The sequence below is a fragment of the Amycolatopsis tucumanensis genome, assembly GCF_021654135.1.
GTDB lineage: Bacteria > Actinomycetota > Actinomycetes > Mycobacteriales > Pseudonocardiaceae > Amycolatopsis_E > Amycolatopsis_E tucumanensis.
On the sequence record NZ_JAKGSD010000012.1, the window covers coordinates 92,068 to 116,213 of the forward strand.

At 71.4% G+C, this 24,146-nt stretch carries 25 protein-coding genes; 14 read left to right on the plus strand and 11 right to left on the minus strand.

Translation table 11 applies throughout. The features are described from left to right. The first annotated feature begins 82 nt into the window (after window positions 1-82). The gene (locus tag L2C96_RS15060) at window positions 83-2,854 is read left to right on the plus strand and encodes a helix-turn-helix transcriptional regulator (protein ID WP_237336575.1); all 2,772 of its coding nucleotides are present in this window, start codon (window positions 83-85) and stop codon (window positions 2,852-2,854) included. 90 nt (window positions 2,855-2,944) lie between these two features. On the opposite strand, the gene L2C96_RS15065 is transcribed toward L2C96_RS15060, so the two are convergent. Continuing rightward, window positions 2,945-4,147, minus strand: coding sequence for a DUF4331 family protein (locus L2C96_RS15065; protein WP_237336576.1), 1,203 nt, complete (start codon window positions 4,145-4,147; stop codon window positions 2,945-2,947). A 98-nt stretch (window positions 4,148-4,245) separates the two neighbouring features. Between L2C96_RS15065 and L2C96_RS15070 the strand changes: the two genes are divergently transcribed. After that, a complete protein-coding gene (locus L2C96_RS15070) occupies window positions 4,246-5,463 on the plus strand; it encodes an MFS transporter (protein WP_237336577.1) in 1,218 nt (405 codons plus the stop codon). 221 nt (window positions 5,464-5,684) lie between these two features. On the opposite strand, the gene L2C96_RS15075 is transcribed toward L2C96_RS15070, so the two are convergent. After that, window positions 5,685-5,861 (minus strand): hypothetical protein, encoded by a 177-nt coding sequence (locus L2C96_RS15075; RefSeq protein WP_237336578.1) that lies wholly within the window; start codon window positions 5,859-5,861, stop codon window positions 5,685-5,687. Window positions 5,862-5,928: 67 nt separating this feature from the next. Then, window positions 5,929-6,921: a helix-turn-helix transcriptional regulator gene (locus tag L2C96_RS15080; protein WP_237336579.1), complete on the minus strand. Its 993-nt coding sequence runs from the start codon at window positions 6,919-6,921 to the stop codon at window positions 5,929-5,931. 115 nt (window positions 6,922-7,036) lie between these two features. On the opposite strand from L2C96_RS15080, the gene L2C96_RS15085 reads away from it, so the two are divergent. The 4 genes from L2C96_RS15085 to L2C96_RS15100 all read left to right on the plus strand — a co-directional run bounded on the left by L2C96_RS15085 (window position 7,037) and on the right by L2C96_RS15100 (window position 10,141). Then, window positions 7,037-7,498 carry a VOC family protein gene (locus L2C96_RS15085; RefSeq protein ID WP_020417122.1) on the plus strand — a complete coding sequence of 154 codons (462 nt, stop codon included), beginning with the start codon at window positions 7,037-7,039 and terminating at the stop codon, window positions 7,496-7,498. A 67-nt stretch (window positions 7,499-7,565) separates the two neighbouring features. Then, window positions 7,566-8,627 carry an aldo/keto reductase gene (locus tag L2C96_RS15090; RefSeq protein ID WP_020417123.1) on the plus strand — a complete coding sequence of 354 codons (1,062 nt, stop codon included), beginning with the start codon at window positions 7,566-7,568 and terminating at the stop codon, window positions 8,625-8,627. Further along, window positions 8,611-9,330 (plus strand): hypothetical protein, encoded by a 720-nt coding sequence (locus L2C96_RS15095; RefSeq protein ID WP_157358474.1) that lies wholly within the window; start codon window positions 8,611-8,613, stop codon window positions 9,328-9,330. The genes L2C96_RS15090 and L2C96_RS15095 overlap by 17 nt, the downstream gene beginning before the upstream one ends. 40 nt (window positions 9,331-9,370) lie before the next feature. After that, window positions 9,371-10,141 (plus strand): alpha/beta fold hydrolase, encoded by a 771-nt coding sequence (locus L2C96_RS15100; RefSeq protein ID WP_020417125.1) that lies wholly within the window; start codon window positions 9,371-9,373, stop codon window positions 10,139-10,141. Here the strand turns inward: L2C96_RS15100 and L2C96_RS15105 are convergent. The 4 genes from L2C96_RS15105 to L2C96_RS15120 all read right to left on the minus strand — a co-directional run bounded on the left by L2C96_RS15105 (window position 10,138) and on the right by L2C96_RS15120 (window position 13,104). Further along, a complete protein-coding gene (locus L2C96_RS15105) occupies window positions 10,138-11,022 on the minus strand; it encodes an alpha/beta fold hydrolase (protein WP_020417126.1) in 885 nt (294 codons plus the stop codon). The two genes, L2C96_RS15100 and L2C96_RS15105, sit on opposite strands and share 4 nt — an antisense overlap. Before the next feature lie 111 nt (window positions 11,023-11,133). Beyond that, window positions 11,134-11,784 (minus strand): response regulator, encoded by a 651-nt coding sequence (locus L2C96_RS15110; protein WP_020417127.1) that lies wholly within the window; start codon window positions 11,782-11,784, stop codon window positions 11,134-11,136. Further along, the gene (locus L2C96_RS15115) at window positions 11,781-12,905 is read right to left on the minus strand and encodes a sensor histidine kinase (RefSeq protein WP_237336580.1); all 1,125 of its coding nucleotides are present in this window, start codon (window positions 12,903-12,905) and stop codon (window positions 11,781-11,783) included. Before L2C96_RS15115 ends, L2C96_RS15110 begins: the two co-directional genes overlap by 4 nt. Before the next feature lie 34 nt (window positions 12,906-12,939). After that, window positions 12,940-13,104 carry a hypothetical protein gene (locus tag L2C96_RS15120; RefSeq protein ID WP_372491220.1) on the minus strand — a complete coding sequence of 55 codons (165 nt, stop codon included), beginning with the start codon at window positions 13,102-13,104 and terminating at the stop codon, window positions 12,940-12,942. Window positions 13,105-13,386: 282 nt separating this feature from the next. Here L2C96_RS15120 and L2C96_RS15125 point away from each other — a divergent pair, with 282 nt between their 5' ends. Then, a complete protein-coding gene (locus tag L2C96_RS15125; RefSeq protein ID WP_237336581.1) occupies window positions 13,387-14,247 on the plus strand; it encodes an NAD(P)-dependent oxidoreductase in 861 nt (286 codons plus the stop codon). 49 nt (window positions 14,248-14,296) lie between these two features. Here L2C96_RS15125 and L2C96_RS15130 read toward each other — a convergent pair whose 3' ends face one another. Next, window positions 14,297-14,698, minus strand: a complete 402-nt coding sequence (locus L2C96_RS15130; RefSeq protein ID WP_237336582.1) for a nuclear transport factor 2 family protein — start codon at window positions 14,696-14,698, stop codon at window positions 14,297-14,299. Between the two features lie 203 nt (window positions 14,699-14,901). Between L2C96_RS15130 and L2C96_RS15135 the strand changes: the two genes are divergently transcribed. Further along, on the plus strand, window positions 14,902-16,581 hold the full coding sequence (locus L2C96_RS15135) for a hydrogenase maturation protein (RefSeq protein WP_237336583.1): 1,680 nt from the start codon (window positions 14,902-14,904) through the stop codon (window positions 16,579-16,581). Between the two features lie 54 nt (window positions 16,582-16,635). Here L2C96_RS15135 and L2C96_RS15140 read toward each other — a convergent pair whose 3' ends face one another. Both L2C96_RS15140 and L2C96_RS15145 read right to left on the minus strand, forming a co-directional pair. Continuing rightward, window positions 16,636-17,256 carry a 3,4-dihydroxy-2-butanone-4-phosphate synthase gene (locus L2C96_RS15140; protein WP_237336584.1) on the minus strand — a complete coding sequence of 207 codons (621 nt, stop codon included), beginning with the start codon at window positions 17,254-17,256 and terminating at the stop codon, window positions 16,636-16,638. Then, on the minus strand, window positions 17,253-17,768 hold the full coding sequence (locus tag L2C96_RS15145) for a flavin reductase family protein (protein ID WP_237336585.1): 516 nt from the start codon (window positions 17,766-17,768) through the stop codon (window positions 17,253-17,255). Before L2C96_RS15145 ends, L2C96_RS15140 begins: the two co-directional genes overlap by 4 nt. A 197-nt stretch (window positions 17,769-17,965) precedes the next feature. Here L2C96_RS15145 and L2C96_RS15150 point away from each other — a divergent pair, with 197 nt between their 5' ends. The 6 genes from L2C96_RS15150 to L2C96_RS15175 are packed head-to-tail and all read left to right on the plus strand — an operon-like array spanning window position 17,966 to window position 23,266. After that, complete coding sequence (locus L2C96_RS15150; RefSeq protein WP_237336586.1) at window positions 17,966-18,889, plus strand: alpha/beta fold hydrolase; 924 nt, start codon at window positions 17,966-17,968, stop codon at window positions 18,887-18,889. Next, complete coding sequence (locus L2C96_RS15155; RefSeq protein WP_237336587.1) at window positions 18,886-19,602, plus strand: Crp/Fnr family transcriptional regulator; 717 nt, start codon at window positions 18,886-18,888, stop codon at window positions 19,600-19,602. Before L2C96_RS15150 ends, L2C96_RS15155 begins: the two co-directional genes overlap by 4 nt. Beyond that, window positions 19,599-20,573 carry an alpha/beta hydrolase gene (locus L2C96_RS15160; protein ID WP_237336588.1) on the plus strand — a complete coding sequence of 325 codons (975 nt, stop codon included), beginning with the start codon at window positions 19,599-19,601 and terminating at the stop codon, window positions 20,571-20,573. Before L2C96_RS15155 ends, L2C96_RS15160 begins: the two co-directional genes overlap by 4 nt. Next, window positions 20,566-21,795, plus strand: a complete 1,230-nt coding sequence (locus L2C96_RS15165) for a CaiB/BaiF CoA transferase family protein (RefSeq protein ID WP_237336589.1) — start codon at window positions 20,566-20,568, stop codon at window positions 21,793-21,795. The genes L2C96_RS15160 and L2C96_RS15165 overlap by 8 nt, the downstream gene beginning before the upstream one ends. Window positions 21,796-21,809: 14 nt before the next feature. Then, on the plus strand, window positions 21,810-22,451 hold the full coding sequence (locus tag L2C96_RS15170) for an enoyl-CoA hydratase/isomerase family protein (RefSeq protein ID WP_237336590.1): 642 nt from the start codon (window positions 21,810-21,812) through the stop codon (window positions 22,449-22,451). Between the two features lie 11 nt (window positions 22,452-22,462). Beyond that, complete coding sequence (locus L2C96_RS15175; RefSeq protein ID WP_237336591.1) at window positions 22,463-23,266, plus strand: SDR family oxidoreductase; 804 nt, start codon at window positions 22,463-22,465, stop codon at window positions 23,264-23,266. A 65-nt stretch (window positions 23,267-23,331) separates the two neighbouring features. Here L2C96_RS15175 and L2C96_RS15180 read toward each other — a convergent pair whose 3' ends face one another. After that, the gene (locus L2C96_RS15180; RefSeq protein WP_237336592.1) at window positions 23,332-24,126 is read right to left on the minus strand and encodes an MBL fold metallo-hydrolase; all 795 of its coding nucleotides are present in this window, start codon (window positions 24,124-24,126) and stop codon (window positions 23,332-23,334) included. Between the last annotated feature and the right edge of the window lie 20 nt (window positions 24,127-24,146).

Consider the following 24,146-nt stretch of genomic DNA (forward strand, 5'->3'; position numbering starts at 1 on the left):
ACTATAGTCCATCTGAATCCTGGATCCGGATTCAGGAGTGAACCGGGTTCGACGCACCCGCAACCACCCGGAGGTACAGGAGATGAGCGCTTCCGGTGCTGACACGCCGTCCGGCCTCATCGGCCGCGACGCGCTCCTGAACGGTCTCCGCGACTTCGTCCGGCGCAGCGCCCAGGATGGCGAGGCACGGGCGATCGTGGGTGAGGCGGGCATCGGGAAGACCGCGCTCCTCAAGACCGCCTGCGCGTACGCCGAGGAAGCCGGGATGCGGACACTCCGGGTGACCGGCGCCGAGTTCGAAGCGGAGATCGGCTACGCGGGGCTCCACGCACTGCTCCTGCCGCTGCGGGATGTGGCGGACGATTGTGCGCCTCCACTGCGGGAAGCGCTGCGGGTGGCGCTCGGGCGGCAAGAGGGACCCGCTCCGCGACAGCTGATGGTGTTCAACGCGGTCTTCGAACTGGTCTCCCTCGCCGCCCGGACCAGGCCGGTCCTGTTGTGCGTCGACGACCTCCAGTGGCTCGACCAGGCCACCATCACCGCCATCGGTTTCCTCGCCCGGCGAGTACGGGGCACGTCCGTCGGCGTGCTTGCCGCGTCCCGGTCGGCCCACGTCTTGGCACGCAGTGGCATCCCCGTGGTGCGCATCGGGCGGTTGTCGCCGGACCACGCGCGAGAGCTGCTTTCTCGTCGTCGTCCGCCCCTTCCGCCGCGGCTGGAGCAACGGGTGCTGTCGGAGGCCGACGGCAACCCGCTCGCCCTCCTGGAGCTCGCCCGGTCGGTCTCCGACCTGGCGGATCCCCTGGGCCACCTGCCCGCGGTGCTGCCACTGACGACCAAGTTGGAACGCGCCTTCGCCGTCCGGACCGCCACGCTCCCCGAGCAGGCACGGCAAGCGCTGCTCCGAGTCGCGGTGGACGGCCGCGCGGATCTCCGGCACCTCCTGCACGACGGGTTGACAGTCGATGACCTCGCACCCGCGGAAGCGGCGGACCTCATCGCCGTGGATCGAAGAGCGATGACGGTGGCGTTCAGCCATCCCCTCATCCGGTCCGCGGTCGTCGGGTCCGCCGCGCCGGCGGATCTGCGGCGCGCGCACGCGGCGATCGCGGACCGGCTGGACGACGATCCGGCACGACAGGCGTGGCACCTGTCCGAGGCGACGATCACCCCGGATGAGGACGTCGCCGCGCGCCTCGAAGCGGCAGCACACGCCTTTCTCGCCCGAGGCGACGCGCCGATGGCCGTCACGCTGCTCATCCGCGCCGCGCGGTTGAGCCCGCTCGGTTCGTCCGCGGCCCGACGGCTCGCCGAGGCGGCATCGCTCGCCGCGCAGGTCACCGGTGACCTGGACGATGCCGCCCGCCTCCTCGACGAGGCACGGCGTCTGAACCCGCGGGTGACGAACTCGCTTCACGCGGCCGCCGCGGCCGCCTACATCACGGTCAACCGTGAGGGCGACGTGGACACCGCGTTCCGGCTCCTCCTCGGGGCGATCGAGTCGGCTTCCTCCGACGCTCCCAGTGAGGAACACGGTGAAGCGCTGACGACTCTGCTTTACCTGAGCTGGTGGGCCGGGCGGGAGGATTACTGGACCTCGTTCCACCGGGCACTCGCGCGGCTCGGCGACCGCGTTCCGCCTCTGCTCCGGATGCTGAGCCTGGCATTCGCCGACCCCGTCCGCCACGGTCCGGCGATCCGGTCCCAGGTGGCGCAGCTCGTCGAACGCAACATCGACGAATACGAGCCCACGCAGATCGTCCGGGTGATGACCTCGGCCATCTACCTCGACATGCTGACCGGGTGCCGGGGAGTGGCGTGGCGGCTGGTCGAAGGCGGCCGTCAGGGCAACGCGGTGCGATCGAGTCTGGGCGCCCTGATGCTTCTCTGCCTCGACGACTTCGCCTCCGGCCGGTGGGACGAAGCCGAGCGACTGGCCGACGAAGGCATCGACCGGTGCCGCGCCCACGGCTACGACTTCCTCGCGTGGTACTTCCTCTACGACAAGGCGTTGCTGGCCGCCGTCCGGGGCGAGCCCGCCACAACGCACGAGTGGACTACCGAGCTCAGCCGTCTGGCCGCCTCCCGCAAGGCCGCCACTCCCGCGCAGTACGGCGCACACCCCCGGACGCTGGCTGCCATCGGGGCGGGCGACTGGGAGTCCGCGTTCCGCCATGCGAGCACGCTGAGTGCCGCCGGAACCTTCGCGCCGCACCGGCCGATCGCGATGTGGGTGGCGTTCGACCTCGTCGAGTCCGCCCTCCGGACAGGACGCGAGGACGCGGCCCGCGCCCACGTCGCAGCGATAGTCGCGAACGACATCGGCGCCCTCTCGCCGCGCATGGCGGTCATCGCCCTCGGTGCGCGGGCGTTGGTCGCCGAGGGCGCCGACGGCGAACAGCTCTTCGAGGAAGCCCTCGCTGTCGAGGATGCCGGCAGATTCCCCTTCGACCTCGCCCGTGTCCAGCTCGCCTACGGGGAGCGGCTGCGCCGGAACCTGCGGTTCGTGCGAGCGAGAGAAGTCCTGCACTTCGCCCTCGAGACTTTCGAACGCCTCGGCGCCGAACCGTGGGCGGCGCGGACGAGACAAGAGCTGCGGGCTGCCCGCGACCCGGAGACGAAAGTGCCCGTCACCGCGCCGGAGAAGGCACTGACCGCGCAGGAAAGAGCGATCGCCGAACTCGCCGCAGCCGGCTTCAGCAACAAGGAGATCGCGCGGCGGCTGTACCTCTCCCCCCGCACCGTGGGTGGCCACCTTTACCGCACCTTCCCCAAGCTCGGGATCTCGACGCGCGCCGCTCTGCGAGATGCGCTCGAGCGCATCGACGACCGGGAAACGGCTCCGGCAGGCTGACCGGAACCGGTTGCGCGGCGGCTGCCGCGCAACCCGTTCCACAGCCCGATCCCGCCGGCCGGTCCCGTTGGGACACCCCCGCGAGGCGGGTCAGCCGACGGCGGGAACAGCAGGAACGTACGGGAACGAGGCCGACGGAGGCTCGACGACCGATTCCTTCCCGATACCGAGGGCGACCGGCGTGTTGGCCGCGATCGAGAACATCACGTCGGGAGCGTTGTCGGTCAGGGCGCGACCGTTCCACTCGGCGAATCCGAAGGAAGCGGGCGTACCGACGTAGTAGGGCAGGACGTTCGGCAGGAGGCGGCTCACCAGCCGCCGCGCGTACCCGTCCGGGTCTTCCGACGTGCCGTGTGCCGCCACGATCCCGGTGATCTTCTTGACCAGAGCACTGCCGTACATCGCCCGGTCGTCCCTCGGACGACCGGTGTTCATGTCGCCACCCAGCCGCTCGTCGAACTGGGCGAAAAGGGGATGGATCATGGGCAAACCGGCGCGGTTGATCGACCGCCAGCCACCGGCGTCCGTGCGCAGGCTCGAGAGAGCCCAGACACCGATCCGGCGGGACGCCGGAAGCTCACCGTCCGGCAGCTCGAGCGCGATCGAGTACACCGTGTGACCGGCACAGGCGTTGACCGCCGTCCGGGGAGCCCAGCCGTCGACCGTGATCGTCGTGCCGTACTGCACCGCGTGGCCGACAGCGCGCAGCACGGTCGGTTCGATCCAGAACGGGTCACCGGCCTTTCCTGCCCAGATCCGCTCGCCGTTCCGTCCGGGCAACCTCTCGCCGGTGCCACCCTCGCCGGCCAGGGTGCCGACCGCGAACGCGTCCGCGGCGTCGGTTCCCGCGATCCGGCGCACCGTGTAGTGCTGCCCGCCGGTGCCGTCCTGCTCCCCGAATGTGAAGCGATAGGTGATCTCCTCGACCGCGTCGCCGTCCAGGTCGATCTTCAGCTCGTACATCCCTTCCGGATGGAATCCGGGGATCGCGGGCCCGTTCAGCGAGTGCGACACGTTGAGAACGAAAGCCGTACCGACAATTCCGCGGAAAACGTACAAATCGGTGATGTCGAGGCGAACGTCCTGGCGGGCGGCGGGCGAATCAAGGTGGTGTGACAACGCTTGCTCACCTTCGGTCGAGTGCTGCGGCCGGAAGGCCGCGATCGTCAGTGTGGACGGGGAACCGCAGCACCACCACGTGAATTCGGCCCTATTCGCGTACGAAGGTCTACTCGAGACAAGCAAGGTGGAGTCGTTCGACTCAGGCGAACGGAATGCCGGCAGGGACATCATCGGTACCACCCGACAAAGGAGGAAACACTGATGTCATCTGATCGGAAGTGGGTGCACGCACAGTCGCGCCCCGGAGCCGAGCACGGCGGGGAACAGATTTGAGCAGGCCGACGTTCTCCCGCCGCGGGACGTTCTGGTCCGCGGCTGCCGTTCTCGCCCTCTGCCTGTGGGCCAGCGGCGCACCCAGCGTGCTCTACCCGGTTTACGCCGCCGATTGGGGGCTGCCCTCGGTGGTCACCACGTCGGTGTTCGCGACGTATCCCCTCACCCTGCTCCTCATGCTGCTCTTCGCGGGAGGACTGTCCGATGTGATCGGACGTCGCCGGGCGATGCTGATCAGCATTGTGCTCATCGGCCTCGGCGCCGGGCTCTTCGCGATCGCGACGAACGTCGGAGTCCTCTTCGCCGGACGGGCCGTGCAGGGAATCGGCGTGGGGTTCGCCTTCTCCGCCGCCAGCGCCTCGCTCGTGGAGAACACGGTGTTCACCAGCCCACGCGCTGCTGGAGCGGTGACGACACTGTCCACCTCGGGCGGGCTGACCCTCTCACTCGTGGTCGGCGGCGCACTCGCCCAGCTGCTGCCGTGGCCGCTGGTGCTCGCCCACGTCGTGCTCGCCGTCGTCGCACTCCTTTCCTTCCTGCTCGTGTACTGCACACCGGACGACCGGCCCGCGGGCTCCCGGTTCCTGCCCGAACTGCCCCGGGCGGCTCCCGGAACCCTGGGCGCGGTCACGACGGCCACTCTCGGGGTGGTTGTCGCCTATGCCGTCGGCGCGGTGTTCATGTCCCTTGGTGCGCAAATGGCCCGCCAGCTCGCCGGAACTGGCGACCTGTTCATCACGGGGCTGCTGCTCGGGCTGTCGAGCGCGGTGATCGGGACGACGGCGTTGCTGATCGGCCGTGTTCCGTCGGTGGTCGCGACCCTGATCGGTGCCGTGGTCTCGCTCATCGGCCTGATCCCCATGGTCGTGACCGCCGCGACCGGCTCCTTCGTCCAGTTCCTTCTCTGGTGCGTGATCTCCGGCGCCGGGTACTCGTTCTCGTTCAGCGGTGGGATCAGCCTCGCCGCGAAGGAGTCACCACCCTCGCACCGCGCACGAACGTTCTCGCTGGTGTACCTGATCGCGTATCTCCTTCAGACCGTGGTGGCGGTGGGCGCGGGCGCGCTGGCGACGGCGCTGGGACTCGCCGCTGCCATCGACTGGATCGCACCCGTCCTCGCCGTGCTGTCCGCCGCGCTCCTGGTCGGCTCGCTGGCGGGCATCCGGAAGGCTCGCCAGGGCAAGCTCCAACGCGTTCCAGCACTGACGTCGTGACCGCCGCCGGCAACCCGATCAGGTGCACACGGCGGACCCCGTCCGCGAGGAGCTGGTGACGCCGGCCCGGTGCCGCGCCTGGACCAGGAAAGCACTGGAGCGCCTGAACCGGCTCATTCGCCGCCCGCACCGGCGCCCGCCAAAGGAGTCGCGCCGTTGCGGGTGCCCGCTGAGAACACCCGCGGCTCCGGATGGAGACACGTTCTGCTGGTCGACCGCTTTCAGCCGGTCGCGCTGAACATGAGCGCGGCTATCCCGATCGGCGGGTCGTGCTCACTGTGCTCCTGGTGGACAGTGGCGACCGCGGCCAGTCCACCTCGCCCGCGGATCCCGGCTTCGCCGCTGACCTCGGCGAAGCTCGAGCGTCCGTGTCGTCGGCGGTGCGGTGCCCGCTCCACGCTCCCCCATCGCTCCTGCTGCGCGCACCGCTGGGCGAAGTCGTGGCACCCCCGGGCAGGTACTATCTCAGTCCGGTGACCGGTCGCGGTCGCCGGATGCGCGGGCGGCACGCGCCGCCAGGTCGGCGAACGCCGCACGCAGCTGCGGTGGGCCGATCACCTCGATCTCGGCGTCGAACCGCGCCAGCCCGGCCGCGAGCGCGGTCCAGGACCACGCTCCGCTCAGCAGCCTGGTCCGTCCCGGCGCGACCTCCTCGACGACGCCGTCACCGGCGAACGGTGCCACGTCGGCGACGGGCAGGTCGAGGATCACCGCACCCCGGCACGGCCACACGTCGGCGGTGGCGGAGCCCTTGAACCGGGCGGCGAGGAACGTCGCGACGTCACCGCCGGGAACCTTCTGCGGGGTGAACCGCGGCCCGTTCGGCACGCGCAACTCCATCCGGTCGGCCCGGTAGATCCGCCAGTCCGCACGCGCGGCGTCCCAGCCGACCAGGTACCACCGTCCGTTCCGCACGACCAGGTGGTGCGGCTGCACCCGCCGCACCGGACGCGACTCGGCCACGCGGGACGGCGACGCGTAGTCGAACCGCACCTCCTCGGTCGCCCGGATCGCCGAGCTCAGCGCGAGCAGCACGTCCGTGCCGACCTGGGTGGGGCTCCCGGCCGGGGTGATCTCGAGCAGGTCGGCGCGCTGCCGCAGACGCGCGGGCATCACCTGGCGCACGGTGGCGAGCGCACGGGCCGCGGCCTCCTCGATGCCGGCGCCGGTCCCGACGGCGATCCGCAGCGCCACCGCGAGCGCCACCGCCTGCTCCTCGTCGAACAGCAACGGCGGCATCTGACTACCGCCTTCGAGCCGGTAACCGCCTTCGGGCCCCTTGATCGCCTTGACGGGGTAACCGAGTTCACGCAACCGGTCGACGTCGCGGCGCACGGTCCGTTCGCTGACGCCCAGGCGGCCGGCGAGCAGAGCGCCCGGCCAGTCCCGGCGGACCTGCAGCAGGGACAGCAGCGAAAGGAGGCGACCCGAGGTCGCCGCCGCGGAAGCGGTCGGCATGAATTCGATGATGCCACCAGAAGAGGACGATCCCTGGCCGCTACCGCTGAGACAGTGGTTCTCGTCGCCGGAAACTCCCGACGACGAGAACCACTCACAAAGGACCGGAAAAGCCATGTCGCTCAACGCTGTCGCCCACCTGAACTTCACCGGCCAGGCCCGCGCCGCACTGGAGTTCTATCAGTCGGTCTTCGGTGGACAGACCACCGTCGTCACCTACGGCGACTTCGGCATGCCCGCCGGGCTGCCCGATGCCACCAAGGTCGTCTTCGGCCAGCTCACCGCCGACAACGGCTTCCGGGTGATGGCCTACGACGTGCCCGGCACCGACGGGCCCGCCGTTCCGGCCACCCCGGCCACCCGACGCGAAAACGGCACCACCCTCACCACGGAGCGCTTTTTCCTGTCCGTCCGCGGCGAGACCGTCGACGAGGTCTCGCCCGTGTGGAAGGGCCTCGCCGAAGGCGCCGCGATCGTCGAAGAATTCGGGCCCTCCCAGTGGGCGCCCGCCTTCGGCATGCTGACCGACCGGTTCGGCGTCACCTGGATCATCGACGTCGCGACCGCGCACGCCTGACTCACCACCCGCTCGCCGCGGGGGACGGCCGGTCCGGCCGTTCCCCGCGACCTGAAGGAGAAGCTCTTTGCAGACCCGTCCCCTCGGCCGCACCGGCATCCAGGTCAGCACCTACACCCTGGGCACGATGATGTTCGGCCCGTACGGCAACCCCGACCCCGAAGCGTGCGTCCGCATCGTCCACCGCGCGCTCGACGGCGGCATCAACACCATCGACACCGCCGACGTCTACGGCGACGGCGAAACCGAGCGGATCGTCGGGAAGGCCCTGCGCGGCCGTCGCGACGACGTCGTCCTCGCCACCAAGGGCAACGGGGCGATGGGCCCCGGCGCGAACCAGCGTGGCAACTCCCGCCGCTGGATCATCTCGGCCGTCGAAGGGTCGTTGCGCCGGCTCGGCGTCGACCACCTCGACCTCTACCAGCTCCACCACCCCGAGCCCGGCACCGACATCGAGGAGCCGATGAGCGCGCTGACCGATCTGCTGCGGGCGGGCAAGGTGCGGGCGATCGGCCACTCCAACCTGCCGGCCTCGGAGATCGTCGAAGCCCAATGGGTGGCGCAGCGGCGGGGGCTGGCCCGGTTCCGCACCGAGCAGCTGCACTACTCCATCCTCAACCGCGGTGTGGAGAACGAGATCCTGCCGGTGTGCCGGCGCTACGAGATGGGTGTCCTCGTCTGGAGCCCCTTGTCGATGGGACTGCTCACCGGCCGGTACCGCAAGAACGGTACAGCGGAGGTTTCGGCAGGCCGGATGCACTGGGTGCCCAGGCACATGACCGACGAACGCAAGATCGACGCCGTCGAAGCCCTCCTCCCCATCGCCGGCCAGGCCGGAATCCCGTTGCGGCACATGGCGATGGCGTTCACCACGGCCCACCCCGCGGTCACCTCGGCGATCATCGGCCCGCGCACGGAGGAACAACTGGACGACCTGCTCGCCGGAGCCGGCACCCAGCTCGGCGACGACCTCCTGGACCGGATCGACGAGATCGTCCCGCCCGGCACCGACCTCGGACCGGTGGACGTGGCCTACGAGCCGCCGCACCTCAGGCAGCCGCAACTCCGTCGCCGCGGCGCCGCGGCCCCGGGGCAGCCGTACACTGTCGCTGATGAGCGGAAACGCTGAACCTGGCTCTCTACTGTCCCGCTTCACCCCGCCGCGGCGGCGGACGTTCGCCCCCTGGTACGTGACACGCCTGCGTTCGCATTTTCTGCTGGTCGACCGCTTTCAGCCGGTCGCGGTCAGCATGAGCACGAACGGGCGCGTGGTGGATGTCGTGTCCTGGGCGTCGTCGGCCGCCGCGCCGGAGAAGCTGGGCTGGCCCAATCGCCGGGTCGTGCCGGGTGAAGACCGGTTGCTGGTGCAGGATCTGCCGGACGGTGCAGGTGTCGTGTTCGAGGTGACCGCCGACGGCCGGCTGGACCTGCCCGAGCACATCCCGGCCGCCATGGGCGACGAACTGGCGTTCGTCTGCGTGCAGCGCGCCGACAAGCGCCCCTGGAACTTCGAGCCGGAAACGCAGCCGTGGATGGTGCAGGCCCGGAACACGCTCTGCGCAGGCAAGTGGAGCTCTCGTCGTACCTGTCGTACTCGCTGTCAGGCCTTCCTGCAGGAGTTCCAAGCGGTGAATCCCGAGTTGACCATTCACGGCGACGTGGCCGCCGGGGACGTGACCGTCGGCCTGACTTTCGGGCTTCCCCACTTGCCTGACGTCCGGTTCCGGCGCCGCGACCACCCCTTCGACGAAGGAAGACCTCCTCAGCGGGCTGATCGACGCCCTGGCGCCACACGCACCCGGCCTCACGGACGTCTAGTGGGCGGTGCGTAGGGTCACCACTGGCGGCACCATTCAGCGAGAACGGAGAGGTATGGACGACCGGGTGATCGCGCCGGATGGCACTCCGCTCGCGGTGCAGCGCCGGGGCAGCGGGCCGCCCCTCGTGCTGCTCGCCGGGCAGGCCAACAATCACACCTGGTGGGACTCCGCCCGCGCCGACTTCGCCCGCACCACCATCACGATGGACTACCGCGGCACCGGCGCCAGCGGCAAACCCGACGTGCCCTACTCGACCCCGCTGTTCGCCGACGACGTCATCGCCGTGCTGGACGGGCTCGGCATCGAGCAGGCCGACGTGTACGGCACCTCGATGGGCGGCCGGGTGGCGCAGTGGCTGGCGATCCGCCACCCCCACCGGGTGCGCCGGCTCGTGCTCGGCTGCGCCTCCCCGGGCGGACCGCACGCCGTCGAGCGGTCGGCCGAGGTGCGCCGCGCCCTGCTGCGCCCGGACGCCCGCGAGACGCTGGCCGACCTGATGTACACGCCGGGATGGCGGGCGACCCACCCCGGCCCGTACCGCACGCTCGGCGACCCGTCGATGCCCCCGCACGCCCGCAAACACCACCTGCGGGCCAGCGACCAGCACGACGCCTGGGACGCCCTCCCCCAGATCACCGCCCCGACGCTCGTCCTGCACGGCGAAGACGACCGGCTCACCCCCGCCACCAACGCCACCCTGCTCGCCCAGCGCATCCCCGGCGCCCGCCTGCACGTCTTCCCCGGCGCGCGCCACGCCTACTTCGAGGAATGCCGCCCTCAAGCCAGCACCCTCGTCACCGACTTCCTCACCGCAGAAGACTAGGCATCAGCCGCAACGCGCTCGATAGCCTGCACCGCGACCTCGGGCTGGTCGACGTAGATGTAGTGGCCGCTGTCCGGCGCCGTGACCGGGTTGCTGTCGCTGGACAGCTTCAGCCACTTGTCCTGCCCCGCGGCCCACGCCTGCTCCAGCGCGGCGCCGTACTCGGGGACGGCGCCGAGGTAGGGCTGCCCGTGCCGGATCACCTCCACCGGGATGTCCCCGGCGTCACCCACCTCCCCGTCCTGCATGGTCAGCAGCTCCGGGTTCTCGCCGCCGTAGACCGCCAGGCTCTGCGCGCGCAGCTCGGCCGCCGGGCCGGTGGCCGACTCCGGAATCGCCGCCGTGGTGTCGCCGATGATGGTCGACGGCGTGGCGTCCATCAGCACGAGCCCCGCGACCCGGTCGCGGTGGGCGGGCGCGTAGCGGGCGGCGATCAGCCCGCCCAGCGAGTGCCCGGCCAGCACCACGGGACTGTCGCCGGCGACCCGGTCCAGCACCCCGGTGAGGATCCGGCCCGCGCTGTCGAACGTCTGCGGCCCGCCCGGCTGGTCACTCGCGCCCTCGCCGAGCCGGTCGTAGGAACAGACCCGGCCCTTCGCGCTCAGCGTCTGCTGGAACCCGGCCAGCTTGTCCAGACCATCGCCGAGCCCCGCCAGCAGGACGACGACCGGCCGGTCTTCCATCTCGGTACCGGAACAGGACACGTTCACCGAACGGCCGTCGACGGTGATCTTCGTCGTGCCGGAGATCGGCTCCGGACCGGCGGCCGCCGACGTCGGGGCGTCCGACGACTCGGCGGCCTCGTCGCACCCGGCCAGCACCGGCCCGGCGAGGGCGCACAGCAGCGCGGCGACAGCGGTTGACTTGATGTTGCGGAACATTCAGTTCTCCAGTGGGAATCTTCGATCAGCGCCACGCACGCTAGAGGTGCGGAGGGGTCCGAAAGATCCCCGCGGAGTGGACATTCGCGGGTAGCTCGCGCGGGGGACAGATCAGTCCGCCAGGCCGTGGCGAAAGGCGTAGACCACGGCCTGCACACGGTCCCGCAGGTCGAGCTTGGTGAGAATCCGCGAAACGTAGGTCTTCACGGTCTCCTGGCTGAGCACCAGCGCCGCGGCGATCTCGCTGTTGGACCGGCCATCGGCGATCAGACGCAGAACCTCCAGCTCACGCGGGGTCAGCGGGGTCTCCTCGGCGGTGTCCTGCGGCGGGCGGATCCGCGCGGCGAACCGGCCGATGAGCCGGCGGGTCACCTCCGGAGCCACCAAAGCGGCTCCCGTCGCGACCGTGCGGATGCCGTGCAGCAGCTGCGCCGGCGGTGCGTCTTTCAGGAGGAACCCGCTGGCGCCCGCGCGCAGCGCCTCGTAGACGTATTCGTCGAGGTTGAACGTGGTCACCACGAGCACCTTGACCGGCTGAGCCACCCCGGCGCCGGCCAGCAGACGGGTCGCCTCGATGCCGTCGAGGACCGGCATCCGCACGTCCATCACCACGACGTCCGGCCGCAGCCGGGCGGCGAGGTCGACGGCGGTGCGGCCGTCGCCGCACTCGCCGGCCACCTCGAGATCGGGCTGGGCGTCGATGATCGTGGTGAACCCGGCGCGGATCAGCGCCTGGTCGTCACACACCAGGACGCGGGTCATGACGCGCTGCCCGCCGGAATGCGGGCCTGCACCACGAACCCGCCGTCGTCCTGCCGGGCGGTCCGGAATTCGCCGCCGAGCCCGCCGACCCGTTCGCCAAGCCCGGCCAGCCCCCGCCCGCTGCCACCGACCGGCGCGGTCACCGAACCCGCGCTGTCGGTGGCGACCTCGACCGTGATCTCCCGGTTCCCGTGCCGCACCAGGACACTGGTGCGGCTGCCGTGGGCGTACTTGAGCGCGTTCGTCAACGCCTCTTGCACGACGCGGTAGGCCGTCGCTCCGGCGGCGCCGGTGGGCGGGCCGCCTTCCTCGGTGTACTCCACCGGCTGGCCGGCTTGCCGGGCCTGCTCCACGAGCGCGCGCAGATCGCTCCGCGGCTCGTGCTGGGGGTCGAGCACGTCGAGCAGCTGCCGCAGATCGGTGATGGCCTGCCGGCCGGAACCGGTGACGGCGGACAGCGCCTGGTCGAGGCGATCACCGGTCAGGTACCGCGCCGCCTCGGTCTGCACGACCATCGCCGTCACGTGGTGGGTGACGACGTCGTGCAGTTCCCGGGCGATCCGGGTGCGTTCGGCGAGGCGGGCGGTCTCGGCGGCGTGCAGACGGCGTTCCGCTTCCGCGGCCCGGGACTGGCGCAGCCTGCTCCCGATACCCCAGAGCAGAACCAGGGCCAGGTAGAACGACACGAACCCGGCCACGCCTTCGGCCGGCTCGGGACCGGAGAGGGCGATGGCCAGCGGGACGTAGGCCACCGACGCCACGATCGCGGCCGTCCACCGCCACCGGTCCAGGTGCGCCCCGGCGCTGATCAGCGCGATCGGCAGCGCGGTGCCCGCGACCGTGTGGTAACCGTGCAACTGGTCGAGCGCGAACCCCGTCGAGACCAAAGCGAGGCAGGCGGCCGGGAGGCGCCTGCGGATGATCAGCGGAAGGCATTCGAGGGCGACCACCGCGACGCCCAGCGCGTCCAGGGGACGGTCCGGGACGTCGCCGAGCCGCGTGCCGTTGTTCTGCAGCGCGGGGATCAGCGACGGCAGGAGCAGCACCAGCGCGAGCGGCGCGTCGCGGACCGTGACGTCGAAGCGCCACCACCGATCCGCACGGCGTCGGACGACGATCACGGGAGGAGAGTAGTGGCCCCGGGGAGGACGTCGTTCAGTGGCTGCCGTCGGAGTCGGCGACCGCGGTGACGTCGACCAGGCGGGCGAAGACGACCATCGCGGTGATCGAGCCGGCCACCACGCCGATCGCGAGGTTCGCGGCCATCGGGATGTCGGACACCACCGGCTCCAGCACCAGGCACAGGACCATCAGGAACACCCCGGCCGACACCCGGGTGCGCGCGCCACCGGCCGCGGACGTTGATCATCGTCTGGCCGATCATCGTCCGGCACGCCCGGGACCGGCGGCGAAGAGGGCAGCGCGCCCTTGTCCCCACGGTCGGCACCGCGATGCCGGCCGCGACGGTCCGGTCCGCTCGGCCACCTCGCCGATCTGCATCCGCTCGCCCACACCAAGGTCCTTCCACCGCGATTTCCCCGCGAACACACCCACTTCGCGATCCCTTGACCTCGACCATACTGGAGGTTGCATCGTCGTGGCATGACGACGAAAACCGATGCGGTGACAGTGCTCGGCCTCGGCGAGATGGGCTCGGCGATCGCCAGGGTGTTCCTGGAGCGCGGGTACCGCACGACGATCTGGAACCGGACCGCGAGCAAGGCGGCGCCACTGGTCGAGGCCGGAGCCACCGCGGCCCCGACGGCGGCGGAAGCCGTCGCGGCGAGCCCGCTCGTGGTGGTGTGCCTGCTCGACGGCGCCGCGGTGGACGGCGTGTTGTCGTCCATTGAGGACACCGTCGCGGGCAAGGTCCTGGTGAACGTCACGAGCGGATCTCCGGGCCAGGCCAGGGCGAACGACCGGTGGGCGCACGAGCACGGCGCCCGCTACGTCGACGGCAAGATCATGGGCGACCCGCCGTACGTGGGCACCCAGAACGCCCGGTTCCTGTTCAGCGGCACCGCGTTCGGCGAGCACGAAGAGGCACTGCGCGAACTGGGTGCCGTCAGCTACCACGGCGAGGACCCCGGGGCGGCGGCCGTGGAGTTCCTGGCCCACGTCGCCATGGGGTACGAACTGCTCCTCGGCTTCCTGCACACGCTCAAGCTCGTGCAGGCCGAAGGCGCCGACCTGGCCGGGTTCGCCGACCGCTTCGCCGCTTCGCTGAGCGCTTACCAGCCGCTGCTGACCTCGATCGCCAAGGCCGTCGAGAACCGCGAGTACCCGCCGGACCTCGGCCCGCTCGACGTCCAGGTCGCGTTGATGGACGACCTGATCGGCCACCGCGAGTCGGCCGGCGTGGAAGCCGTCCGCATGCGGGAGACCAAGGAGCTGATGACGCGCCGGATCGCCGACGGTCACGGCGGGCAGGGCTTCTCGAGCGTGTTCGAGCTGTTGGGCTAGCGCGGACCGGGGACCGCGGGGGCGGCGGATGCCCGTCGCCCCCGCGGAGTCAGCCCGCTTCCGTCAGATCCCGGGTGACCTGATCGATCCGCCGGATCCGGCCGTCCGCAGCGAGCCTGCCGAACAGGTACACCTCCGCGACGAAGGTCTTGCCCTTGCGGAGCCTGGTGCGCAACGTCCAGCGGGCCGCTATCCGATCGCCTTCGACGAGCGCGTCGTGGATCTCGGCTCCGGACCAGTCGCCGCCGTCAGGCCGGTCGACGTTCTTGCGCACCGGCCGCACGTGGTCGATCATCCGCTGCCGGTCGATGACCAGCCCGTCGTTGCAGTACTCGAAGTCCGGCGCGAAGTAGCGGTCGAGGATCGCGCCCGGGTCCTCTGCCGACAACGCCATGTCCCGGGTGTAGGTGACGAGGAAGTCGGCGAGGTCCGCCGCGGATCTGATGGCCATCGCATCCACCTTCGTAGGAGTACGCCATACGCTAACGGTGCCAACATAGCAGCCGCCCGGAGATCACCACCCAATGCAGTAACGCGGGGTGGCGATCTTGGCGGCAGGGATTGCGCCGGACAGCCGAACGCCTCTTCCCCGGTCGGCCGTACCGCGTCGCGGATCCGGCAGGTACCGTCGGGCGATTGACGAGCGGAGGCCCGGTGCGAATTCTCCTTCTGTGCTCGGCCTTCAACGGCCTGAGCCAGCGAGCGTGGACCACGCTCCGGGCCCGCGGTCACCACGTCACCGTGCACGTCGTGCACGACCCGGACACCATCCCCGGCGCGGCCGCGGCCGCCAGGCCGGACCTCATCGTCTGCCCGTTCCTGCGCCACCGGGTGCCCGACGCGGTGTGGCGCGCCCACCGCACGATCATCATCCACCCCGGTCCCCCCGGCGACCGGGGCCCGTCGTCCCTGGACTGGGCGATCATGGACGGTGAGCGCCGGTGGGGCGTCACCGCCCTGCAGGCGACCGGGGACCTGGACGCCGGCCCGGTCTGGGCGTCGCGGACGTTCGCGATGCCCGCCGAGCCGCCGCGCAAGAGCACCCTCTACAACGGCGAGGTCGCCGACGCCGCGGTGGACCTGATCGCCGAGGTGGTGACCAAGGCCGGCGACCCGGGGTTCGCGCCGCGGGACCACGACCGGGCCGGCATCGTCGGGCGGTCCCGGCCGCCCGTGCGTCAACCGGACCGCTGCTTCTCCTGGGACGACGAGACCGGGCACATCCTGCGCCGCATCCGTGCCGCGGACGGCCGCCCCGGCGTGCACACGATGCTGGCCGGTGTGCCGGTCGCGGTGTTCGACGCCCATCCCGGCACGGTCACGCCCGGCGAGCCGGGGACGATCGCGGCGCGGCGCCACGGGGCGGTGCTCGTCCGCACCGGCGATGGCGCCGTGTGGGTCGGTCACGCCCGGCGCCTGTCCCCCGGCCCGTCGGTGAAGCTGCCCGCCACGCAGGTCCTCGGGCGCGCTCTCGCGGGTGTGCCCGAGGTGCTGGAGCCATTGGAGACCGACCAGCCGTCAGGCCCGCGGGAAATCGCCTACCGGCGGCAGGACGACGTCGGCCTGCTGCGGTTCGACTTCTACAACGGCACGATGTCCACCGCGCAGTGCCGCCGCCTCACCGCGGCCCTCCGGTACGCGGCCGCCCAGGACACCCGGGTCCTGGTGCTGGCCGGCGGCGAGGTGTTCGCCAACGGCATCCACCTCGGTGCGATCGAGGCGCACCCGAACCCGGCGGCGGAAACGTGGCGCAACATCACCGCGATCAACGACCTGTGCCGGGAGATCATCACCTGCACCGGGCAGGTCGTGGTGTCCGCGCTCGCCGGTGGCGCCGGCGCGGGTGGCGTGATGCTCGCGCTCGGCGCCGACGTCGTCCTCGCCAGGGACGGGATCGTGCTCAACCCGCACTACGAGACCATGGGCCTCTACGGCTCGGAGTACTGGACGTACGTGCTGCCTCGCCGGGTCGGGGAGGCGCAGTCGCGGCTGCTGACCAGCCGGTGCGAGCCGGTCAGCGCGGGCGAGGCGGCGGCACTCGGCATGGTCGACGAGGTCCTGCCGGCCGACCGGCAACGCTTCCCCGGCGCGGTGCTGGAGCGGGCCGCCGAACTGGCCGCCGGGTCGGATGCGCTCCTGCAGCGCAAACGCGCCGACCGGGAGGCCGACGAGCAGCGCCGGCCACTGGAGACCTACCGGGTGCGGGAACTCGCGGAGATGAGCCACGACATCTTCGAGGACCGGCACGGTTTCGCCGCCGCCAGACGAGCCTTCCTCCACCCGGCGGCCCCCGCCCCGGCGGCGCGCCGCCCGGCGCTGCTCACCGGCGGGTGAGCAGGCAGGCGGATCGCCACCCGGCGGAGGTGGTCCAGAACGTCGGTGCGCTGGTCACATCCGCAGCGACGCTGTAGTCCACACGTCCACGCCGCGATGCGAGCCGGCAGCGTGGACGACGGCCAGACCGGTGCGGGCGGCGAACTCGCGGGCTTCCCGGGGACCGGCGAGCAGGACGGGATCACTGGAGCTGACGAGCGCGCAGCTCGCGACGACAGGGTGCAGTCCGGCTCGCGAGGCCAGCGCGAGGGCCGCGGGGAGCGTGCCACCCGTCGCGTCCGCCGCCGCCCGCACGGGGATGACGTGCCCCGGGCGGGTGAAGTCGCGGGGCGTGCTCGCAGGCGCGGCCAGCAGGCTGATCGTGCGGGCCCGGTCGGCCGCGGAGATACCCGTCGTCGTCCCGTGAGCGGCGTCCACGGCGACGCAGTCGCGTTCCGGGGCGCCCCGGCTGCCGGGCGGGTACATCACGGGCAGGTCGAGCCGGTCGGCGTCGTCGTCGCTCAGCGCCACGCGGAGGAAACCCGCGCCGTGACGAACGAGGAAGGCCACGGCGTGCGCGGTGGCCCGCTCGGCAGCGAGCACCAGCTCGGCGCGCGGTCCGGGACCGCCGGCGGTGACCACCACGATCGGGCGGCCGAGCGCCAGCGCGCGCACGGCGGCGAGGCCGGTGCTCATCGGGCCTCCAGCGCGCGCACCGCGCTCAGGTGGAAGATCAACGGGCCGAACCTGTCGTCGGTGCGCGCGCCCAGCACCTCGAACAGGACGATGTCGTGATCCCCGGCGGGCACGGTCCGGTGGACCCGGCAGTCCAGCCACAGCGGGGCACCGGCCAGGAACACCGCTCCCTCGGGCGACGCCTCCCAGGTCGCGTCGGCGAAACGGTCAACACCGCGGGCGGCGAGGGCTGCGCTGAGCTCGGCGTGCTCGCCACCGAGCACGCTGATGCCGACCCGTCCGGCGGCGGCCAGCCGCGGCCACGTGGTGGAGCCGCGTCCGACGCAGACCGACACCAGTGCGGGTTCCAGCGACACCGAGGTGAACGAGCTGGCGGCCATGCCCACGGGCCCCTCCGGCCCGAGGGCGCACAATGCGGTGACCCCGCTCGGGAACCGGGCGAACGCGTTTCGCAGCGCGCGCCTGCGCTCAGCCTGATCCACGGACAACGGGGGAAGGAAGAGTGTTCTCACGTCAACTCCTCGAGCCGGATCACAGCATGCTCTCCGCACCACCCGGCCCTGTCTGTGACCCACGTCCGGGCACCGGACCCGCGGTTGACGGACGCAAGTCACAGACACGATCGTCCTTCCTGGAAAGGATCGTCCAGGTCGCGGACCGAAACCCGGCAGGAGGGCATCGACGTGGATGCAACGACACAGGAGAAGCCATGAACACGGGCCGTTCCGTGGAAACCGATGACGGTGTCCGGCTGCACGTGACCGACACCGGCAACGGCGTTCCGGTGCTCTTCCTCCACGAGTACGCCGGCGACCACCGGAGCTGGTCGCGGCAGGTGGCCGGTCTCCAGGACGACCACCGGTGCATCACCTACGCGGCGCGCGGCTACCCGCCCTCCGACGTTCCGGCAAGCCCGTCGGCCTACTCGTGGCAGCGGGCCGTCGACGACGCGCTGACGGTGCTCGACGCGCTGGAGGTCGACGCCGCCCACGTGGTCGGACTGTCGATGGGCGGCTACACCGCCGTCCAGCTCGGGCTGCGCCACCCCGGCCGGGTGCGCTCGGTCATGGCGGTCAGCGTCGGGTCCGGTTCCGACCCGGCCACCCGGGCGGGCTACCTGACGGAGACCAGGATCGTCGCGGAGCAGCTCCGGTCGCGGGGAGCCGGGTTCGTCGGACGCAAGTTCGCCGAAGGCCCCAGCCGGGTGCAGCTCAAGCACCACAACGAGCCCGCGTGGCACGAGTTCGTCGAACAGTTCGCGGAACACTCCGCGGAGGGACTGGCGCTCACCGTCCTCGAGATCCAGGGCCGCCGGCCGTCCCTGCACGACCTGGCCGGCGAGTTCCGGAGTTTCCCGGTCCCCCTCCTGGTCGTCAACGGTGACGAGGACGAGGCGTGCTTGTCCACGGGCTTGATGCTGAAGCGGACCGCGCCCGCGTGCGGCATGCTGGTCCTGCCCAACAGCGGGCACGTCCCCAACCTGGAGAACCCGCAGCGGTTCAACGACATCGCCCGCGGCTTCTTCCAGTCGGTCGAATCGGGCAGCTGGCCGGAACGGGACCCGCGCTCGCGCTTCACCTCCCAGTTCGGACTCGACCAGCTCGATTCCGGGGAACCGGCGGCGGTGGAATGAACCGCGCACAGATCCCGGCCGCGGCGCTCCAGGCGTGGTCGAAGAGCTTCCTGTCCGGACAGGATCCGGAGATCCGCGACGCGCTCCTCGCGGACAGCCGGGTGGTGACCTACTCCGCGGGCACCGTCATCTGCCGCGGGAACTCCGACTACCGGGTGACGCTCGTCCACAAGGGACGGATTCGCGCGAAGGTGACGTCCTGGGACGGGCGGGAGGTCACCACGCGGTACGCGACGGCCGGGCACTTCACCGCCCTGCCCGCGATGTTGACCGACGGTGCACCGTCGTCGCTGGAAGCGGTGACGATGTGCGAGGTCTCGGTGCTGAACCCGAACACCTTCCGCCGCCTCATGCGGACCCGGGCGGAACTCGCCTACCAGGTCGCCGTGTACCTGGCGGAGTCCACCTACGAAACCGTGGCCTACCTCGAGGACAACCTGTTCAACTCCGTCCAGCAGCGGCTGAGCCGGCACCTGCTCGAGATGGCCACCCCCACCGTGAACGGGCTGTTGGTGCAGACGGACCAGACCGATCTCGCGCACACCATCGGGTCGGTGCGCGAGGTCGTCGCCCGCGCGCTCAAGAAGCTGGACGACATCGGGGCGATCCGCCGTTACCGGCGGCAGATCTGGATCGAGGACCCGGCGCTGCTGAGGTCGTTCGCGTCGACGGACCTGCGGGGCCGTCGCCTGCCCGAAGCGAGGGACAGTTGAGCCAGTACCGGATGGACGAGGAGCTGGTGCCGTCGATCGCCGCCCTGCCCACGGTCGACCGAACCGACGTCGCGGAAGCCCGCCGGATCGCGTCGAGCCGGTACACCAGGTCCGGCCCGGTCGAGGGTGTGAGTGTTCGTGATTACTCGTGCGCCGCCGCGGACGGGCACGTCATCGCACTCCGCGTGTACCGGCCGTCCCGCCGGACGAACAGCGGTGCGATCTACCACGTCCACGGCGGCGGATTCATCCTGGGCGATCTGGACATGAGCCACCTCCGCAACGCCGAGATCGCGCGGGAAACCGACGCGGTCGTCGTCGCCGTGGACTACCGGCTGGCTCCGGAGTGGCCCTTCCCGACACCGTTGGACGATGTCTACAGCGGACTTCTCTGGTTGTGCGAACACGCCGGCGAGCTGGGGATCGACCCCTCCCTGATCGTCTTGCACGGGGTGAGCGCGGGCGGCGCGCTCGCGGCCGCGGCCGCCCTGCTGGCCCGCGACCGGAACGGGCCCCCGGTCCGCTTCCAGTTCCTCAAATCGCCGGCGCTGGACGACCGGCTCCGGACGGCGAGCAGCAGGCGGTTCACCGACACGCCCGCGCTCACCCGCGGGGACGCCGAGATCAGCTGGTCCGCCTACCTCGGCCGGGCAGCCGGCGCGGTGTCGCCCTACGCCGCGCCCGCCCGCGCCACCGACCTGACGAACCTGCCCCCGGCGTACGTCTCCGTCGCCGAGTTCGATCCGCTGCGCGACGAAGGAATCGACTTCGCGCGATCACTGCTGGCGGCCGGGGTGCCCGTCGAACTGCACCTGTTCCCCGGCACCTACCACGGCTCCGGCTCGGTACGGGAAGCGGCGGTGAGCCGGCGGGAGCTGTCCGAGGAGGTAGCGGTGCTGCGCAAGGTCCTGGAGCGGCCGGGACGACCAGCCACACCGCGAGACGACGAGGGGAACCGGGCACATGTCTGAGGCGAGCGTGACGACGGAGCAGCACTTCCTCAGCGGCGTGCGGGTCCTGGACATCACCGGCGCACTGGCCGGGCCGTACTGCACCACCATCCTGTCCGACCTCGGCGCCGAGGTCATCAAGGTCGAACCCGTCGACGGGGACTCGCTCCGGCGGCGTCTGGTCGGGCCGGAACAGCGCCCGCTGCCGTTCGACCTGATCCACCGCAACAAGCGGAGCTTCGCGGTCGACATCAAGACCGAGCGCGGGCAGAACCTGGTCAGGGCTCTGGCTCGCCGGTCGGACGTGCTGGTGGAGAACTTCCGGGTCGGCGCGCTCGCGCGGCAGGGACTGTCCTACGAAGACCTGAAGGACGACTGCCCGGACCTCGTGTACTGCTCGATCTCCGGCTTCGGCCAGTACGGGCCGATGCGGAGCGCGAAAGGCATCGACCTGGTCGCCCAGGCCTACGGCGGGCTGCTCAGCGTGACCGGAAGCACGAGCGGGGAGCTGGCGAAGGCGGGCTACCCCATCGGGGACCTGGGCACCGGGATGTGGGGCGCCATCGGCGTGCTGGCGGCGCTGCACCGCGTCCGGGCGGGACTCGGCGGCTCCCACATCGACGTGTCCCTCGCGGACACGATCGCCGGATGGTCGTTGTGGGAGGTCGCCGATTACGCCGGGACGGGCGAGCCGCCGGGTCCGCTGGGCACCGCGCACCGGCTCACCGCGCCGTACGAGGCGTTCACCTGCGGCGACGACGCGGTGCTCGTGATCGGCGTGACCGAGCGCTCGTGGCGCGACTTCTGCGCGGTGCTCGACCTCGACCTCTCCGGCGACGAGCGCTTCCGCGGCGAGTACAGCCGCTTCGTCCACCGCGAGCAGCTCGCCGGGCTGCTCCAGGCCCGGTTCCGGACGGCGCCGAGGGATCACTGGATCGAGCGGCTCCGTGAAGCGGGCGTGCCGTGCGGGCCCGTCCACACCGTCCCCGAGATGCTGGACGACGCCCAGTACGCGGCCCGCGAGATGTTCCCGGGCGACGTCGAGCGGTTCGGGCACCGCCGCGTGGTGAACACGCCGCTCATCGCCGACGGCGCGCCCCGCGCGCGGCGGAAGGCGCCCGGGATCGGGCAGGACACGGTCGACCTGCTGACCGAGCTGGGAATCGATGACCACGAGGTCCGGGCCCTGGTGCGAAACGGCGTGGTCGCCGCGGCTCCGGCCCCGGACGCGAAGGCCGGCTGAGGATGAGCGGTTCGATGCAACTGGACATCGCAGACCGGGTCGCCCGGCTCACGATCAGCAGGCCCGAGAAGCGGAACGCGATGTCCGGCGACATGTGGCAGGAACTGGTCCGGCATGTCAGGAGGATCGACGAGACACCGGGAATCGCGGCCGTCGTGCTGCGGGGCTCCGGCGGGAGTTTCTCCGCGGGCGGGGACCTCGCGGAGTTGAGTTCGTCCGATCCGGACCACGTCGCCGCCTACCGGCACCTGGCCGAGACCGCTGTCCTGGCGCTGACGGAGCTCGCACCGCCCAAGATCGCGGAGATCGACGGGACGTGTTTCGGCGCGGGTTGCAGCCTCGCGCTCGCCTGCGACGTCCGGATCTGTTCGCCGGCGGCGAACTTCCGGATACCGGCGCTCGGTCACGGCCTGACCTACGAGCCGGTTTTCGTGCGCCGGCTGGTGCAGGCGGTCGGCACCGGCCCGGCGGGGCTGCTGCTGTACGGCGGGGAACGCTGGAACGCTGAGCAGGCCGCGGCTCATGGCCTGGTCGACAAGTGCGCGCAGGACGCGGCGGCCGCGGTCGGGGAGATCGTGGCCTGGCTGCGCGGCGCGGACGTCGACGACATCGTCTCGACGGCGATGTCCATCAGGACCGCCACGCGGTCCCGGTAGGAAAGGTCACCATGGATCTGCAGTTGAAGGGTGCCCGGGCGGTCGTCACGGGAGGATCCCGTGGGCTCGGGCTGGCCATCGCGCGCGGGCTCCTCGCCGAGGGCGCCCGGGTGGCGCTCGTCGCCAGGGACGCGCGGCGGCTCGGCGCCGCCGCGGACGGCCTCCGCTCCGGCGCCACGGCAGCGGAGGTCCTCGCCGTCCCGGCGGACACCACCGACGACTCCTCGGTCCGGACCATGGCCGAGCAGGTCGTGACCGCCTGGGGCGGTGTCGACGTGCTGGTGAACGCCGCCGCCCAGCCGTCCTTCGCCTCCGCTCCCCCACCGCTGGCCGATCTCACCGACGGCGAGGTGCTGGCGGACTTCGACACCAAGGTCCTCGGTTACCTCCGGTGCGCCCGCGCCCTCGCGCCGCACATGATCCGGCAGGGGCAGGGACGGATCGTGAACATCTCCGGTCTCAACGCCCGCCGCACCGGCTCCGTCTCCGGGACGATCCGCAACGTGGCGGTCGCCGCCCTCACCGCGAACCTCGCCGACGAACTCGGCCCGCACGGTGTCGGGGTCACGGTCGTGCACCCGGGTCTCGTGGAGACCGAACGCACCCCACGGCTCGTCGCGGACCGGGCGGCGGCCGGCGGGCTCACCGAGGAGCAGGTCCGCGCCCAGCTGGCCGCGACGACGAGCCTCCGGCGTCTCGTCACCGCGGAGGAGGTCGCGGACGTGGTCGTGTTCCTGTGCTCGCCCCGGGCGGCCGCCGTGACGGGAGACGCGGTGTCCGTGGCGGGCGGCAACCGCGGAGCGGTGCACTACTGAAGCGAGATCACGGCGGAGCTGCTGGCTGGTTGTGCCGCCCATGACCGTGGGCGGCACAACCAGCACTACGCCCAGGAGAACCGGCGCAGTCCGTCGGCCGTGATCAGGCGGCCGAAGGACAGCTCGGGGAAGTGCGCGGGGGCGAACGGGTCGCCCGTAGCGGCCAGCTCGTCGGCGATGCGTTCGCGGATGGCGTTGGCCGCGGCCCGGTCCACGTCGAACATCCCTTCCCATTCCGGGTCGGTGAGCTCCCCGACCGTGTGCACCACGTCGCCGAGCAGGAGCGCGCGCTCGCCGGAGTCGCTGACCACGAACACGGTCGAGCCCGGGGTGTGCCCCGGCGCGGGCCGCGCGAGGAGACCGGGCGCCAGCTCGGTCTCCTCGTCGAACGTCTCCAGCCGCCCCTCGATCGGGGCCAGGGTTTCCTGCAGGACGGGATCGGCCGTGGAGCCGGTCATGAAGTACGCCCAGTCCGCCTCGTGCACCCGGAACGTCGCGCGCGGGAACGTCACCTCGCCGCGGACCGTCGCCCAGCCGACGTGATCCGGGTGCAGGTGCGTGAAGACCACGTCGGTGACGTCCTCGGGCGCGACCCCGGCCCGGCGCAGGTTCGCCGGCAGCCAGCCTGTCACGAACCCCTCGTGCACGAAGTCGTCACCCGCTCCGGCGTCGACCAGGATCGTCCGGTCCCCCAGCCGCACGAGGAACGCCCCGATGTCCATGTGGATCCGGCCGTGCTCGTCCAGCGGCTGGTGCGCACAGTCCCACCGCGCGTCCCGCCGGTGGGTCACGGTCTTCCCGATCGGCAACCTCGCGGTGCCGTCGAGGATCGGGACGATGTCGACGTTTCCTACCTTCATCGGTTCCTTCCAGTCACTCC

Coding starts and splice junctions, on each gene's coding strand:
- L2C96_RS15060 (WP_237336575.1), top strand. CDS start 83: ATGAGCGCTTCCGGTGCTGACACGCCGTCCGGCCTCATCGGCCGCGAC.
- L2C96_RS15065 (WP_237336576.1), bottom strand. CDS start 4,147: ATGATGTCCCTGCCGGCATTCCGTTCGCCTGAGTCGAACGACTCCACC.
- L2C96_RS15080 (WP_237336579.1), bottom strand. CDS start 6,921: ATGCCGACCGCTTCCGCGGCGGCGACCTCGGGTCGCCTCCTTTCGCTG.
- L2C96_RS15085 (WP_020417122.1), top strand. CDS start 7,037: ATGTCGCTCAACGCTGTCGCCCACCTGAACTTCACCGGCCAGGCCCGC.
- L2C96_RS15095 (WP_157358474.1), top strand. CDS start 8,611: ATGAGCGGAAACGCTGAACCTGGCTCTCTACTGTCCCGCTTCACCCCG.
- L2C96_RS15100 (WP_020417125.1), top strand. CDS start 9,371: ATGGACGACCGGGTGATCGCGCCGGATGGCACTCCGCTCGCGGTGCAG.
- L2C96_RS15105 (WP_020417126.1), bottom strand. CDS start 11,022: ATGTTCCGCAACATCAAGTCAACCGCTGTCGCCGCGCTGCTGTGCGCC.
- L2C96_RS15110 (WP_020417127.1), bottom strand. CDS start 11,784: ATGACCCGCGTCCTGGTGTGTGACGACCAGGCGCTGATCCGCGCCGGG.
- L2C96_RS15125 (WP_237336581.1), top strand. CDS start 13,387: ATGACGACGAAAACCGATGCGGTGACAGTGCTCGGCCTCGGCGAGATG.
- L2C96_RS15130 (WP_237336582.1), bottom strand. CDS start 14,698: ATGGCCATCAGATCCGCGGCGGACCTCGCCGACTTCCTCGTCACCTAC.
- L2C96_RS15140 (WP_237336584.1), bottom strand. CDS start 17,256: ATGAGCACCGGCCTCGCCGCCGTGCGCGCGCTGGCGCTCGGCCGCCCG.
- L2C96_RS15150 (WP_237336586.1), top strand. CDS start 17,966: ATGAACACGGGCCGTTCCGTGGAAACCGATGACGGTGTCCGGCTGCAC.
- L2C96_RS15155 (WP_237336587.1), top strand. CDS start 18,886: ATGAACCGCGCACAGATCCCGGCCGCGGCGCTCCAGGCGTGGTCGAAG.
- L2C96_RS15165 (WP_237336589.1), top strand. CDS start 20,566: ATGTCTGAGGCGAGCGTGACGACGGAGCAGCACTTCCTCAGCGGCGTG.
- L2C96_RS15170 (WP_237336590.1), top strand. CDS start 21,810: ATGCAACTGGACATCGCAGACCGGGTCGCCCGGCTCACGATCAGCAGG.
- L2C96_RS15175 (WP_237336591.1), top strand. CDS start 22,463: ATGGATCTGCAGTTGAAGGGTGCCCGGGCGGTCGTCACGGGAGGATCC.
- L2C96_RS15180 (WP_237336592.1), bottom strand. CDS start 24,126: ATGAAGGTAGGAAACGTCGACATCGTCCCGATCCTCGACGGCACCGCG.